At 66.4% G+C, this 13478-nt stretch carries 15 protein-coding genes; 4 read left to right on the plus strand and 11 right to left on the minus strand.

Translation table 11 applies throughout. The features are described 5' to 3' along the window. Positions 1–149: 149 nt before the first annotated feature. Entirely contained in the window at positions 150–458 is a 309-nt protein-coding gene (locus ACOYR4_RS02775) for a hypothetical protein (RefSeq protein ID WP_422848555.1), read from the minus strand. 163 nt (positions 459–621) lie between these two features. On the opposite strand from ACOYR4_RS02775, the gene xrtH reads away from it, so the two are divergent. Both xrtH and ACOYR4_RS02785 read left to right on the plus strand, forming a co-directional pair. After that, positions 622–1227 carry an exosortase H gene (gene xrtH / locus ACOYR4_RS02780; RefSeq protein WP_295944320.1) on the plus strand — a complete coding sequence of 202 codons (606 nt, stop codon included), beginning with the start codon at positions 622–624 and terminating at the stop codon, positions 1225–1227. Positions 1228–1283: 56 nt separating this feature from the next. Further along, complete coding sequence (locus ACOYR4_RS02785) at positions 1284–1865, plus strand: exosortase H-associated membrane protein (protein WP_422848556.1); 582 nt, start codon at positions 1284–1286, stop codon at positions 1863–1865. A 44-nt stretch (positions 1866–1909) separates the two neighbouring features. On the opposite strand, the gene ACOYR4_RS02790 is transcribed toward ACOYR4_RS02785, so the two are convergent. From ACOYR4_RS02790 to ACOYR4_RS02835, 10 genes are all read right to left on the minus strand, one after another. After that, positions 1910–2656 (minus strand): response regulator transcription factor, encoded by a 747-nt coding sequence (locus tag ACOYR4_RS02790; RefSeq protein ID WP_422848557.1) that lies wholly within the window; start codon positions 2654–2656, stop codon positions 1910–1912. A 170-nt stretch (positions 2657–2826) separates the two neighbouring features. After that, positions 2827–3876 (minus strand): serine/threonine protein kinase, encoded by a 1050-nt coding sequence (locus ACOYR4_RS02795; protein ID WP_422848558.1) that lies wholly within the window; start codon positions 3874–3876, stop codon positions 2827–2829. A 57-nt stretch (positions 3877–3933) separates the two neighbouring features. Then, positions 3934–5028, minus strand: a complete 1095-nt coding sequence (locus ACOYR4_RS02800; RefSeq protein ID WP_422848559.1) for a DUF2855 family protein — start codon at positions 5026–5028, stop codon at positions 3934–3936. Positions 5029–5125: 97 nt separating this feature from the next. Beyond that, positions 5126–6565: a protein kinase domain-containing protein gene (locus ACOYR4_RS02805; protein ID WP_422848560.1), complete on the minus strand. Its 1440-nt coding sequence runs from the start codon at positions 6563–6565 to the stop codon at positions 5126–5128. 1 nt (position 6566) lies between these two features. After that, entirely contained in the window at positions 6567–7325 is a 759-nt protein-coding gene (locus tag ACOYR4_RS02810; RefSeq protein WP_056745617.1) for a metallophosphoesterase family protein, read from the minus strand. 135 nt (positions 7326–7460) lie between these two features. Continuing rightward, positions 7461–7847, minus strand: a complete 387-nt coding sequence (locus ACOYR4_RS02815) for a DUF1304 domain-containing protein (RefSeq protein ID WP_422848561.1) — start codon at positions 7845–7847, stop codon at positions 7461–7463. Between the two features lie 4 nt (positions 7848–7851). Next, entirely contained in the window at positions 7852–8268 is a 417-nt protein-coding gene (locus ACOYR4_RS02820) for an organic hydroperoxide resistance protein (RefSeq protein WP_422848562.1), read from the minus strand. A 71-nt stretch (positions 8269–8339) separates the two neighbouring features. Further along, positions 8340–8801: a MarR family winged helix-turn-helix transcriptional regulator gene (locus ACOYR4_RS02825; protein ID WP_422848563.1), complete on the minus strand. Its 462-nt coding sequence runs from the start codon at positions 8799–8801 to the stop codon at positions 8340–8342. A gap of 270 nt (positions 8802–9071) precedes the next feature. Further along, positions 9072–9890: a crotonase/enoyl-CoA hydratase family protein gene (locus tag ACOYR4_RS02830; RefSeq protein WP_422848564.1), complete on the minus strand. Its 819-nt coding sequence runs from the start codon at positions 9888–9890 to the stop codon at positions 9072–9074. Between the two features lie 81 nt (positions 9891–9971). After that, entirely contained in the window at positions 9972–10820 is an 849-nt protein-coding gene (locus tag ACOYR4_RS02835; RefSeq protein ID WP_422848565.1) for a 3-hydroxybutyryl-CoA dehydrogenase, read from the minus strand. Positions 10821–10949: 129 nt separating this feature from the next. Here ACOYR4_RS02835 and ACOYR4_RS02840 point away from each other — a divergent pair, with 129 nt between their 5' ends. Both ACOYR4_RS02840 and ACOYR4_RS02845 read left to right on the plus strand, forming a co-directional pair. After that, a complete protein-coding gene (locus ACOYR4_RS02840; protein ID WP_422848566.1) occupies positions 10950–12539 on the plus strand; it encodes a GMC family oxidoreductase in 1590 nt (529 codons plus the stop codon). A 199-nt stretch (positions 12540–12738) separates the two neighbouring features. Further along, positions 12739–13476 carry a hypothetical protein gene (locus tag ACOYR4_RS02845; RefSeq protein WP_291442126.1) on the plus strand — a complete coding sequence of 246 codons (738 nt, stop codon included), beginning with the start codon at positions 12739–12741 and terminating at the stop codon, positions 13474–13476. The last annotated feature ends 2 nt before the right edge of the window (positions 13477–13478 follow it).

A 13478-nucleotide genomic window follows, 5' to 3' on the forward strand; every position in this document is an offset into this window, starting at 1 on the left:
TAGTGCCATAAGCGCTGGCTGCTATCAAAATAAGAAACCCCGGTGGTGCCTGGCGCCATCGGGGTTTCTTTATTGGGAGTGGAGGCAAGCTTGTGTTGTTATCCGGTTTTCCCGTCCTGCGGGGGCGTTCGGAGGTCCGTGACGACCCCTCACACCTCGGGCTCTGCCAGCTCCAGGATGCGTGCGTGGACCTGGTTGCGCTCAGCCGGGTCGGCATTGATCAGGGCCTTGAGTGCGCCTTCGGGCAGTTGCATGCCCTTGCGCCGGTCGTCCTTGACCGGCATGTTCCGCCAGCCCGACAGCACCAGCCAGTCCCACAGCTCAGCGGGCAACGGGTGTGTGACCAGCATCTTGACCGGCCCCCGCATGATGAGTGCCCCCACAGGAGGCAGCGAGCCCACCGGGGCGGGCCGGCGGGGCTGGCGGATGGACAGGGCATTGCGAATCCAGTCTTTCATGGGCACTCTCGGTGGCGGCAATGGTCGCAGCATAGCCAAGATCGGCGGGCATGCCACCGGCACAATGCACCTCTTCGTGTTTTGGGGTGCCCGTGCGTTACGGATAATGCGGCCCCCGGGCCCATGCATTCGGTGGTGTCCGCCTCGCTATTAAAGAGTGTCCATGCTGCGGTTTTTTCTGACGTTTATCGTGCTCCAACTCACCCTGTTCGGCATCAACATGCTAGGGGTGGTGCAGCAGCATGTGGTATTGCCCTGGACGGCGCTGCTGGCGCGCGGCTGCGCTGCTCTGGTCACCTTGTTCGATGCCTCGGCCGCTGCCGCAGGCAAGGTGTTGTGGAACACCGTCAGCGGCTTTGGCGTGTCGATCGAGCCTGGGTGCAATGGCATTGAGGCCTGCATCGTGCTGTTTGCTGCGGTCATCGCGTTTCCGTCCACCTGGCGGCACAAGCTCGTGGGGCTGGCCGCGGGTTTTGTGGCGGTACAAGGGTTGAACGTGGTGCGGGTGATCAGCCTCTTTTACCTGGGGCAGTGGAATACCCAAGTGTTCAACTTTGCGCACGAGTACCTGTGGCAGGCGCTCATCATGCTGGACGTGCTGGTGGTCTGGTTGCTGTGGGTGCGCGCAGGCAGCAAGTCCCCGGAGTCGTCCGGGCCTCCTGCGCCGCCTGAAGACCCCCCTGCGCCCCCGGCGCGCTCCGCAGTCTTGCCAAAGCCTGCCGATCCGCTGGTGAGCGCGTCTTTGGACCTGACGCCACCGGTGCGATGAGCCGCCAGCGAAACAACGGGCTGCCCATGCGCCGGCTATCTCCCTTGACGATCTTCATGCTGTCTGCCTTCGGGTGGATCGTGGCTCTGACGGCAATCTGGTCGCAGGTGTCCGCCTGGACGTCCTACCCTGTGGGCTTGCTTTCGCACATGGCACTGGAGCAAGCCGCCCCCATGTGGGTGCGGCAGGTGCATTTGGCGCCGGGCAATATGGAGGTGGACACGGCGATCTCTGTGCCGACGGCAGAGGGGCGCCGGGGGGAAATCACTGTGGAAGTCAGCCCCGCGCGTTATGCCTATGGGCTACCAATCTTCGTTGCGCTGGTACTGACGGCCCGTGGCCGGGGGCGCGTGGGCCGTGTGGCTGCAGGTTATGCAGCTTTGCTCCCTTTTCAGGCCTTCAGCCTGACGATGAGCGCCCTGATGCAAATGGTGTTGGCTGCCCAGGCCGACATCCGTTTGCTCAGAGTGTCCCAATGGCAAATGGAAGCCATTGTGTATGGCTACCAGCTGGGTTCTCTGGTGCTGCCTACGCTGGTGCCTATCCTGCTGTGGCTGTGGATGGACCGCAAATTTGTGAATGATGTGCTGATCCGCAGCTGGCGCGAGTCACTGCCGCCTGCCGCGTCTTCCCCTTGAGCCCTCCCCGCTGGTGCTGTGCATGCAGTATGTGCTGCAGCCCATTACCCTGAGAGTGTTTCGGTGGCCGCTGCGCGCTGCTGGACATGTGCGCGGTTCAGGGCCGTTGTGTTCACCGCATCCAGCCGGTACCCCAACCCATACACCGCCGTGATCGTGTAGCCGTTGGCCTCGGTCAACTCCAGCTTGCTGCGCAGCCGGGACATGTGGGTGTCCAGGGAGCGCGAAGGGGTGTCGGTGGCGTCGCCCCACACCGCCTCGCGCAGATGGGTGCGGGACAGCAGGCGGCCTGCGTTGCGGAACAGGAACAGCGCGAGTTCGTATTCGCGGTGCTTGAGTCCAATGGCCTCGCCGTGGAGTTGCAGGGTGCGTTGTTCCGCGTCAAAGCGGTACGCACCAAAGTCCAGCCGGGCACCCATGGACTGGGGGAACGCCCGGCGCAGCAGGGCGGTGGTGCGGGCCACCAGCTCGCCCATGCGCAGGGGCTTGCTCATGAAGTCGTCGGCGCCGCGCGACAGGGCCTCGACCACATCGCGTTCATCGTTGCGGCGGGTGATGAACAGGATGGGCGGCAGCATGCCGTGGGTGTTGCGCACGGTCTGCACCACGTCCGTCCCTTCCATGTCGGGCAGGTGCCAGTCCACCAGCAGGAGGTCGAAGGTTTCCTGGCGCAGCGCCTGCAGCAGGCTGGTGCCGTCGGCGAAGGTGTGGCACACGTGCTGGTGGCATTCCAGGGTGCCCTTGATCTGCTCCAGCAGGAGAAGGTCGTCGTCAAGGACTGCGATGCGCATGGGGATGGGCTCTGGGGGCTGACACCCCGGTGGATCAACAAAACGCTCCCGTCACAAGGGAGCGCTTTGATGTTGCCCCACATCGGCCCGCTGTGCGCGCGGTTTGACAATCGTTTGCAATGCTCCGGTGCCCGCGCGGGCCCGGCTGGACAAGGCTGGACAAGGCCTGCTCAGGCCACCAGCGGCTCTTCCTGCATGGCCTCGATCTGCTCGATCAGCATGTCCACCTGCCCGCGCCAGTAGTCGCTGCTGCCAAACCACGGGAAGTTGGCCGGGAAGATCGGGTCCTGCCAGCGGCGCGCGAGCCAGGCGCTGTAGTGGATGAGGCGCAGCGTGCGCAGCGGCTCGATGAGTGCCAGCTCGCGGCGGTCGAAGCTGCGGAACTGTTCGTAGCCGTCGATCAACGCACCGAGCTGGTGGGTGCGCTGGCGCCGGTCGCCCGACAGCAGCATCCACAAATCCTGCACGGCCGGGCCCATGCGCGCGTCGTCCAGGTCCACAAAGTGCGGGCCACCGCGGCCCCATTCATCCAGTGGGGTCCAGAGGATGTTGCCCGGGTGGCAGTCACCGTGCAGACGGATCTGGGTGGCATCGTTCAGGCCAAATGTGCCTGTAGCGCTAGTGGAATATGCGCTGGTAGCTACCAAATCGAGAGCTTTTTCGCACTGGATCCTCCAGGCGGCTTGCATGTCGAGCGGGATGATCTCGTTCATCAGCAGCCAGTCGCGCGATGCCGTGCCGAAGGTGGCCAGGTCCAGCGTGGGCCGGTAGGCAAAGGGCTGGGCCGCGCCCACGGTGTGGATGCGCGCCAGAAAGCGGCCGATCCATTCCAGCACTTCAAAGTCGTCCAGCTCGGGCTGGCGTCCGCCGCGCCAGGGGCTGACGGAAAAGGCAAAGCCATCGTGCTGGTGCAGGGTGGCGCCGTTCAGCACCAACGGGCCCACGGCGGGCACCTCGGCCGCCATCAGCTCCGCGGCAAAAGCGTGTTCTTCGAGGATCTGCGCCTCGCTCCAGCGGCCGGGGCGGTAGAACTTGGCCACCACGCGCTCGCCGTCTTCCAGCGTGACCTGGTACACCCGGTTTTCGTACGACGACAGTGCCATGAGGCGGCCGTCGCCATACAGGCCCACGCTGGCCAGCGCGTCCAGCACCTGGTCGGGGGTGAGGCGGGCGTAGGGGTGCTGGTCGGCGGGCGGATGGTCTGGGTGCGATACGGTCATGCCCGATTGTCGCCGCCTGCCTGCGGATGCCGCCCACGCCGCGCGCGCGGCGCAGCGTCAGCCCGGCAGCAGGGTGGCGATATGCCCCGCGCGCGGGTCGCCGCTGCCTGCCAGCACGCTGGCAAACAGCGCCTGCGTGGCCTGGGGCCCCGCGTGGTGCTGCACCACCAGCCAGGGCTGCGGCCCGGCCGACACGGCGGTGCTGAACTGGTTCCAGGTTGCCACCAGCCGGTCGTTCAGGCCCTGCGCGCCCCAGTCGGTATGGCGCTTCTTGACCTGGGCGGGGGCAAAGAACATCACTGGGCGCGGGCCGGGCAGCTGGCCGGCGCCGCCCAGATCGCCCACATGGCTCGCACCCACCGAGCAGCTGTAGGTCAAGCCGGTGAAGTGGGCATGGATGCGTTGGCGCAGGCCCACGCTGCCCGCAAAGTCGATGTAGACGCTGGGCGGGGCGCCGTCGAGGGTGTCCAGTGCGTCGTAGGTGACCACGCGGTGGTAGCAGCCCAGACTCTCGCAAAACGCCACATTGCCGGGCGAGGTGAGGCCAATGACCTCGATGCCCTCCCGCTGTGCAAGCTGGAAGGCCGTGCCGTAGGCGGTTTTGCTCGACGCGCTGGACAGCAGCATGCGCCGGGCGCCAAAGAACTGCTGGTCGGCCAGAAAGTCGTCGATGAGCCACGAGGTGATGAACAGCGGCCGCAGCAGCGCCTGCACGTCTTCGTTGTCGGCGCGGTACAGCCCGTCGGTGCTGGTGCGCAGGTAGTGGTTGTAGACCGCATGCAGGCCCGCGCGGTGCGGGGCGCCGTCGCTGAAGCCTGTGGGGTTGACGCGCTCTGGCGACAGCACGGCCTGGCTGGCCATGGGCCAGTAGCCATACAGCCGCTCGCCCACGGCCACAGCCGGGTGCAGCGACTGCACCACAGTGCCAAAGCCCCACACGGGCACGATGCCCCAGCCGACCTCGCCGGTGGGGAAGAACTGCCAGTAGTTCAGCATGTCCCCCAGCGCGGCGTAGGTGATGTTGTTGGCCGTGAGGGCAAACGACTCGACCCGCACGCGGACCTGGCCCTCGGCCAGCGGGGTGTCGTCGGTGGTGGTCAGGCGGGTGGTGGCCAGCTGGTCCTGGCGCACGAGGAGGGTGGTGGTGCTCATGCCGCGACGCTAAACCAAAGCGTGCGCGCGCTCAAGCGATGCGCGCCGCCTGGGCGACAGGTGGGCGGCGTGGCGGTGCGCCAGATTGCTAACGGGCTCAGTCCGCCGTGGGCTGCGCCAGTTGCTCGAAAGGCAGCGCCTGCTTGACCAGGATGACGGTGCAGGGCGCATCGCGCGCAACGCGCATGGGCACGGTGGCAAAAAAGCGCTGGGTCTGCAGCCCGTGGGTGGCGGCGCCCAGGATCATCATGCTCACGTGGTTGCTGGCCGCGTAGCGCACCAGCGCCTGGGCCACATCGCTGGCTTCCAGCACGTGGTAGCTCACGGCATGCCCGGTCAGGTCCAGCCCCTGGGCCCACTGGCGCAGGCGCGCCATGTGCTGGCGGTGCAGCGTGGTCTCGCTGCGCTCGCTGTCACTGGTGCTGCTGGCGCCGGGCGACACCACCGTCACGCAGGCCAGCCGGGCGCCGGGGCGGATTCCCAATGATCGACCCACGGCCTGGCGCAGCGAGTACAGCGTGGCGTCTGTCACGTCGGCATGGGGCACGGCCACCATCAGGATGGGCGTGTCCTCGATCTGCTGCGAGGGCAGGGGGCTGGGCGTGTAGTGCATGCCCGCTGCGCGCAGCCAGCGGCGCAGGTGCGTGCGCAGCGGCGTACGCTCGGTGCGCTCGCCGCGTTCGGTGATGAGCACCTGCTCGGGGTTGGACAGGTCAAACGCCAGGTGCGCGGCCGAGGGGTAGCGGCTTGCGGCCTCGGGCTCCAGGCAGCGCAGGATGACCTCTTGCAGCCAGGGCGGAATGTCGGCGCGGTGCTTGCGCGGCGGCGCGGGCGTCATCCACAGGCGCTGGCGCATGCCGCCGCTGGTGGTGGGGGCGCCAAAGGGCAGCTCACCCGTGGCCAGCTCGTACAGCATCACGCCGATGGCAAAGATATCGCTGCGCGGGTCGCCGCGCACGCCCACCACCTGTTCGGGCGCGATCCAGGCGGGCGAGCCCACGGCCTGGCGCATCTCCTCGGCCAGCAGGTCGGGGTAGTGGGCGTGGCACGAGAGGCCAAAGTCCAGCAGCACGGCTGTGCTGTCGTCTTTGATGAGCACGTTGGCGGGTTTGAGGTCCAGGTGGCAGACGTTCTGCTGGTGCAGGCTGTGCGCCGCATGGGCCGTGGCCGCGCCCAGGCGTGCGATGGTTGCTGTGTCGCAGCGGCCAGGCCCTTCGTCCAGCCAGTGCTGCAGCGTCTGGCCGGGGATGTATTCCATCACCAGGTAAGGCAGCCGCACCAGGTCGCCCGCCGCCACAAAACGCGGCACATGCGGGCCGCTGAGCACGGGCAGGATCTGCAGCTCCACCTCGAAGCTCACGATGTTCTCGGCCCCGTCGCCCGCCGTCATGCGCGGGATCTTCATCGCCATGGCAAAGCCGGGGCTGCGGTCGGCCTGCGCGTATTCCACCGCGTAGATGTGGGCCATGCCACCCGCGTGGATGCAGTCCACCACGCGGAAGCCGTCGATCTCGGTGCCAGGCTCCAGCAGCTTCATGTCACTGGCCTTTTTCGAGCCGGTCGGCGTAGAAGCCGGGCAGGCCCGCCGCGCGAATGGCGGCGGCGGCGGCCAGGTGGTCATACGGCACGCGGTAGAAGGTGATCTGCTTGGCCGTGTCGTCAAACAGCGCGTACATGGCGCGTGCATCGCCATCGCGTGGCTGGCCCACGGAGCCCACAATGCCCAGCCACTGGCGGTGCGTGGGCACGGGCACCGGCACGCCGGGCTCGGGCGCAAAGCGCATGAGCTTGGCCGTGGGCGTGAGGAAATACAGCACCTGCTCATGCACATGGCCGCAGAACACGTAGCGGATGGCGGGGTCGATGCCTTGCGCGGCGGTCATGCTGCGCTCTGCCGCGTTGGAGTCTTCCACATACCGCCATTGCGCGGGCATGTCGGCACTGGCGTGCACCAGCAAGGCGCTGCTGCCCAGCCGCGCGGTGAGTGGCAGCGACTGCAAAAAGGCGATGTGGCTGTTGCCGAGCTGGTCGTGTGTCCACTGCGCGCCCAGCTCGCTGCGGTTGCGTGGGTTGGCGGGGGGCGCCAGGGCCATGGCGTCGTGGTTGCCCAGCACACACAGGGCACCTTGCTGGGCCAGGTCACGCACTTGCTCCACCACGGCCACGGGCTCGCCGCCGTAGCCCACCAGGTCGCCCAGCAGCGCAAATTGTTCGGCGCCCTGGGCGCGGGCGTGTTGCAAGCAGGCGTCCAGGGCCTGGCGGTTGGCGTGGATGTCGGACAGCAGGGCGATTTTCATGAGGTTGTCTCCAACCCCATCATCGCGCGCGTCGCTGAATGCCAGCTTGCAGGCAGGCGGTGCCTGCGTGGTTTCAAAGCAAAAATAGCTGCGAGCGCTTGTGGATCAAGCGCTGGCAGCTATGGTTTTGGTAGCTCAGAGGCTGCGCTGTGTGGTGGCTGGTTTGTCCAGCGCCAGCACCAGGCCCAGCGCAATGATCGCGGGCAGCGCCTGGCTGAAGAAGATCTTGGGCGCTGCGGTGGCGGCGCCAAACACCCCGGCCACGATCACGCAGGCCAGAAAGAAGATCTTGAACACCCGGTTGCCGGTGAACAACCCAAAGAACAGGCCCGCTGCCAGAAAACCGTTGTACAGCCCCTGGTTGGCCGCCAGCGTGGTGGTGGCGTCGGCCAACTCCTGGGTCAGGTTGAACGTCTTCATCCCCAGCGGCTTGTTCCAGAAGAACATTTCGAGCACGAGGATGTACACATGCTCGATGGCCACCAGGGCCACCGCGATGCGAGGGATCAGCAGGCGGCCCATGGATTTACACCACCGTGATGGTCACGTCGATATTGCCGCGCGTGGCGTTGGAGTAGGGGCAGACCTGGTGGGCTGCGTCCACCAGCTTCTGGGCCGTGGCCTTGTCCAGGCCGGGCAGGCTGATGGCCAGGCGGGCGGCGATGCCGTAGGCGTTCGGGATGGGGCCCAGGTCCACTTCGGCGTCGATGGAAACGTCCTGCGGCACGGGGATGCCGATCTTGCCGCCGACGGCCTTCATGGCGCCGATGAAGCAGGCGGCGTAGCCGGAGGCAAACAGCTGCTCGGGGTTGGTGCCGGTGCCGGAGGTGCCGGGCGAGGACAGCTTGACTTCCAGGCGGCCGTCGTCGGTCTTGGCGGCGCCATCGCGGCCACCGGTCACGTGCGACTTGGCGGTGTACAGGACTTTTTCGAGCTTGGTCATGGTGTCTTCCTTGGGGTTGTTGCCCACTGGCGGGCGGTGGAGGGAATCGTTGAAGCGGGTGGCCGGCTGGGTCAGCGTTGGCTGAGCCGGTCCCGCAGTTGTTTGAGTTCGGCGGTCAGGGCCGTCAGCTCGGCAATCGAGCACTGGCTGCTTTGCAGCACGCACTGCGGAATGGCCTCGGCCTGGTCACGCAGCGCACGGCCCTCGGCGGTAAGGGTGATGCGCACGCGGCGCTCGTCCTGCACATCCCGCAGACGGGCGATCTGGCCCTGCGCCTCCAGGCGCTTGAGCAGCGGCGTGAGCGTGCCGGAGTCCAGGAACAGGCGCTCGCCCAGCTCGGATACGGTGACGCCGTCCTGCTCCCACAACACCAGCATCACGAGGTACTGGGGGTAGGTGAGGCCGATGCGGTCGAGCAGCGGCTTGTACAGCTTGGTCATCGCGAGGGAGGCGGAGTACAGCGCAAAGCAGACCTGGTTGTCCAGCCGCAGGATGGCGGGGCTGGGAGTGGTGGGGGTGCTGGGGCTGGGCATGGGTGAATTGTGGGCGCAAATTAAATTGTGCGCAATTGAATTGTGAAAAACTTTGTTAACGCAGGGGATTGTGTCGGTGGGGGAGCGGCGCTGCGCCATCGGTGCTATTCGCGCGTCCCGCAGGCGCAGGCGGGGGCGCCTCGTCCACGTCGTCCGCAAGAAATTGCTATCAATAGTGAAGCTGCTAGCGCATGATTTACCTACGCTAGCGGTCAGTTAGGCTCGAAATTTGGCGCGTGGTGGTGCGGGCGACGACGAACCACCAGGACCTCAGCGCCCGCTGAACCGCGCCGGTCGCCGCTCGACAAACGCGCGTACGCCTTCGGCCGCGTCCTCGCTGTTGGCCAGCTGCTTTTGCACGGGGATGAACTCTGCCACCGCCGCCGCCTGCCCCTGCTCGATGGCCTTGAGCACGTTGAGCCGCGTGGCGACCACGGCCAGCGGCGCCTGGGCTTCGATGCGCTGGGCAATCTGCAGCGCTTCCTGCAGTTCCTGGCCTGCGGGCACCACTTTCTGCACAAAGTTCAGCCGGTACGCCTCGGCGCTGCCGAACTCGTCGGCCGTCAGCAGGTGCAGCAGCGCATTGCCCGTGCCCGCGCGCTCGGCCATGCGCAGCGTGGCGCCGCCCGTGGCCATGATGCCGCGCTGCACCTCCATCTGCGAGAAGCGGCAGTTGTCAGCAGCCACCACGATGTCGGCGCCCAGCATCAGCTCGATGCCCACGGTGAAGCAGATGCCCTTGACCGCCACCACCATGGGTTTGGTGCGGCGCCGGTAGCCGGGCAGACCGTAGTCGTGCGGCTCCACCAGGCCTTCAGGGATGGCTTTCTCGCCGCGCTGCATGTAGGCGCTCACGGCGGGTAGGTCCAGCCCGGCGGTGAAGTGGTCGCCAAACGCATGCAGCACACCGACGCGCAGGGCGGGGTCGTCATCGAGGCGGGTGTAGGCCTCGGCCAGCTGGCGGAACATCGGCGGCGTCCAGCCATTGCGCTTGGCGGGCCGGTTAATGCCGATCAGCAGCACATGGCCGATGACCTGGGTGTCGATGTTGCCCTCGGGCGGGGGCGTGGTGGGGGTGATGTGTGTCATGGGCGCAGGTCTCCTGGCCCATGATTGAAAACGCAATGGAAACTGCGCGCCGTCCCGCGAGGGACAGCGCACTGAAGGCCGTCAGTAGGTGTAGACGCCTTGCCCAGTCTTGCGGCCCAGGCGGCCCGCAGCCACCATTTCCTTGAGCAGCGGGCAGGGGCGGTACTTGCTGTCGCCAAACTCGGTCAGGTACACATCCATCACGGCCAGGCACACATCCAGACCAATCATGTCGGCCAGCGCCAGCGGGCCGATGGGCTGGTTGCAGCCCAGCTTCATGCCGGCGTCGATGTCCTCGGGCGTGGCCAAGCCTTCGGCCAGCACGAAGAAGGCCTCGTTGATCATGGGCACCAGGATGCGGTTGACCACAAAGCCGGGCGCGTTCTTCACGGTGATGGGGCTCTTGCCCAGGGCCTCGGCCAGCGCCTTCACAGCGTCGTGGGTCGCATCGCTGGTCTGCAGGCCGCGGATGATTTCCACCAGCGCCATCATGGGCACGGGGTTGAAGAAATGCATGCCGATGAAACGGTCGGCGCGGCCGGTGGCGGCGGCCAGCTTGGTGATGGAGATGGACGAGGTGTTCGAGGCGATGATCACCTCGGGCGCCACGATGGCGTCCACCTGCTTGAGGATCTTGAGCTTGAGCTCGTAGTTTTCGGTGGCGGCCTCGATCACCAATTGCGCGGCCTTGAGGTCGTCATAGCTGGTCGAGGTTTGGATGCGCGCCAGGGCCGCCGCCTTGTCGGCTTCGCTGATCTTTTCCTTCTTGATCAGGCGGTCCAGGCTGCCGGCCACGGTGGCCAGGCCTTTTTGCACTGCAGCATCCGAGATATCGACCATCACCACGTTGATGCCCGACACCGCACAGGCCTGTGCAATGCCGTTGCCCATGGTGCCTGCGCCGATGATGCCTACGGTCTGAATCGTCATATAGAGAGCCCTCTTCAAAGTGAAACGGATGGACGGAATGGTAAGGCGAATCGCACGACCGTTCGGTTATCGTGCGTCAAACCTGAACCAACAAGCCGCTGCGCAGCATGGCGGAGGAGACACCACAACATGTTCGACTACATCGTGATCGGCGGCGGCTCGGCAGGCTCTGTGCTGGCCGGGCGCCTGACTGAGAACCCCGCCGTGCGCGTGTGCCTGCTGGAGGCGGGGCCTGCCGACAACAGCGTGCTCATCCACTGCCCGGCCGGGCTGGCCGTGATGGCCAAGTTCGAGCTGAACGGCTGGGGCTTCAACACCACGCCGCAGGCGGCGCTGAACAACCGGCGCGGCTATCAGCCACGCGGCAAGGTGCTGGGGGGCTCCAGCTCCATCAACGCCATGGTCTACATCCGGGGCCAGCATGCCGACTACGACCACTGGGCCGCGCAGGGCAACCCGGGCTGGGGCTGGGAGGATGTGAAGCCCTACTTCCTGCGCGCCGAGAACAACGAGCGCGGTGCCAATGCCTGGCACGCCCAGGGCGGCCCCTTCAACGTGGCGGACCTGCGTGCACCCAACCGGTTCAGCCAGTATTTCACCGACGCAGGGGTGCAGGCCGGGCACCCGCACAACACCGACTTCAACGGCGCCACGCAGGAAGGCGTGGGCCTGTACCAGGTCACGCACAAGAACGGCGAGCGCCACAGCGCAGCCAAGGGCTACCTCACGCCGCACCTGGCGCGGCCCAACCTGCAGGTCATCACCGGTGCGCATGCCACGCGCATCCTGTTCGACGGCACACGCGCCGTGGGTGTGGAATATCGCCAGGGTGGCGCGATCAAGCAGGTCCGCGCCGGGCGCGAAGTGCTGCTGAGTGCGGGCGCGCTGCTGTCGCCGCAGCTGCTGATGCTGTCGGGCGTGGGGCCTGCCGCGCATTTGCAGCAACACGGCATCCCGGTGCTGCACGACCTGCCCGGCGTGGGCCAGCACCTGCATGACCACCCCGACGTGGTGCAGGTGCTGGACGCCCCTGAGCTCAAGGACCTGTTCGGCCTCTCGCTGTCGGGCATGGCGCAGACGCTGCGCGGCATCATCGAATGGCGCAAGCACCGCACCGGCATGTTGACCACCAACTTTGCCGAGGCGGGCGGCTTCATCAAGAGCGACCCGTCAGAGGCTGCGCCCGATCTGCAGCTGCACTTTGTGATCGGCAAGCTGGTGGATCACGGACGCAAGACGGTGTTCGGCCACGGCTACTCGGCCCACGTGTGCCTGCTGCAGCCCAAGAGCCGGGGCGCGGTCACGCTGGCCAGCCGCGACCCCATGGCCTTGCCACTGGTGGACCCGAACTTCCTGGCGGACCCCGACGACATGGCGCGCATGGTGCGTGGCTTCAAGCGTACGCGCGAGATCCTGATGCAACCGGCGCTCGCGAAGTTCGGCGCCAAGGAGCTGGCGGCTTCGGCCAGTGCGCGCACCGACGCGGAGATAGAGCAGTTCATCCGCCAGTACGCCGACACCATCTACCACCCCGTGGGCACGTGCCGCATGGGGCCTGGACCCATGGATGTGGTGGATGCCGAACTGCGCGTGCATGGCCTCGCGGGCCTGCGCGTGGTGGACGCGTCCATCATGCCGCGCATCGTGAGCGGCAACACCAATGCGCCCACGGTGATGATTGCGGAAAAAGCGGTGGACCTGCTGCGCGCCGCGCCGTGAACGATTTCACGTTTGGCTCACGTTTGGCGGTCTGAACGCGATTTTTAAGGTTTTCAAAGGGTCTGTTTAAGGAGTTTTTAACAGGCAAAAACGCGGCAAATTTCTAGACTTCTTGGCATGGAAGCGGGTGCATGGTGCACCCGGCCCGGCGCCCCAAAAAAGGTGCTGAAAGAGCCCAACGAGGCCATGAAAGAACGTGATGAAGATTGATGCTCGCGAAATTGCCGCACTGACCCAAGCCCAACCCGCCGCCCCCCGCATGGACATGTACGCCAGCATCCACAAGGCGCTGCGCGCCTTCATGGCCGACACGCTGCTGGGCCTGGGGCGCATGGATGTGGACGACGACCTGGAGTTTGCCCAGACCTGCGACCGCGTGATGCAGCTGCTGGACCTGTGCCGCGCGCACCTGCACCACGAGAACCAGTTTGTGCACGCTGCCATGGAGGCGCGCCAGCCCGGCTCCAGCCAGAACATTGCGGGCGAACATCTGGAGCACGAACAGGCCATCACGGCCCTGGCCGACGGGGTGAACCACCTGATGGCCTGCGCCAAGCCCGCACGTCCGGCGGCCACCCTGGCCCTGTACCGGCAGCTGGCACTGTTTGTGGCGCACAACTTCGAGCACATGCACGAAGAGGAGACAGCCCACAACCGCGTGCTCTGGCAGTGCTACACCGATGCCGAACTGGCGGGCGTGCACGATGCGCTGGTGGCCTCGATCCCTCCGCACGAAATGATGGTGGTGGCCCGTTGGATGGTGCCCTACATGTCGCCGGCCGAGCGCACGGCCATGCTGTCGGACATGCAGCAGCATGCGCCTGCCCCCGTGCTGGCCGCAGTGCTGGCGCAGGTGCAGCCGCACCTCACGCAGCCCGAGTGGACCAAGCTGATGCGCAGCCTGGGCCTGCCGGTGGTGCCGGGTCTGGTGCACTGACT

The sequence above is a fragment of the Acidovorax sp. M14 genome (genome assembly GCF_049331375.1).
In the GTDB taxonomy this organism is placed as follows: Bacteria; Pseudomonadota; Gammaproteobacteria; order Burkholderiales; family Burkholderiaceae_C; genus Acidovorax.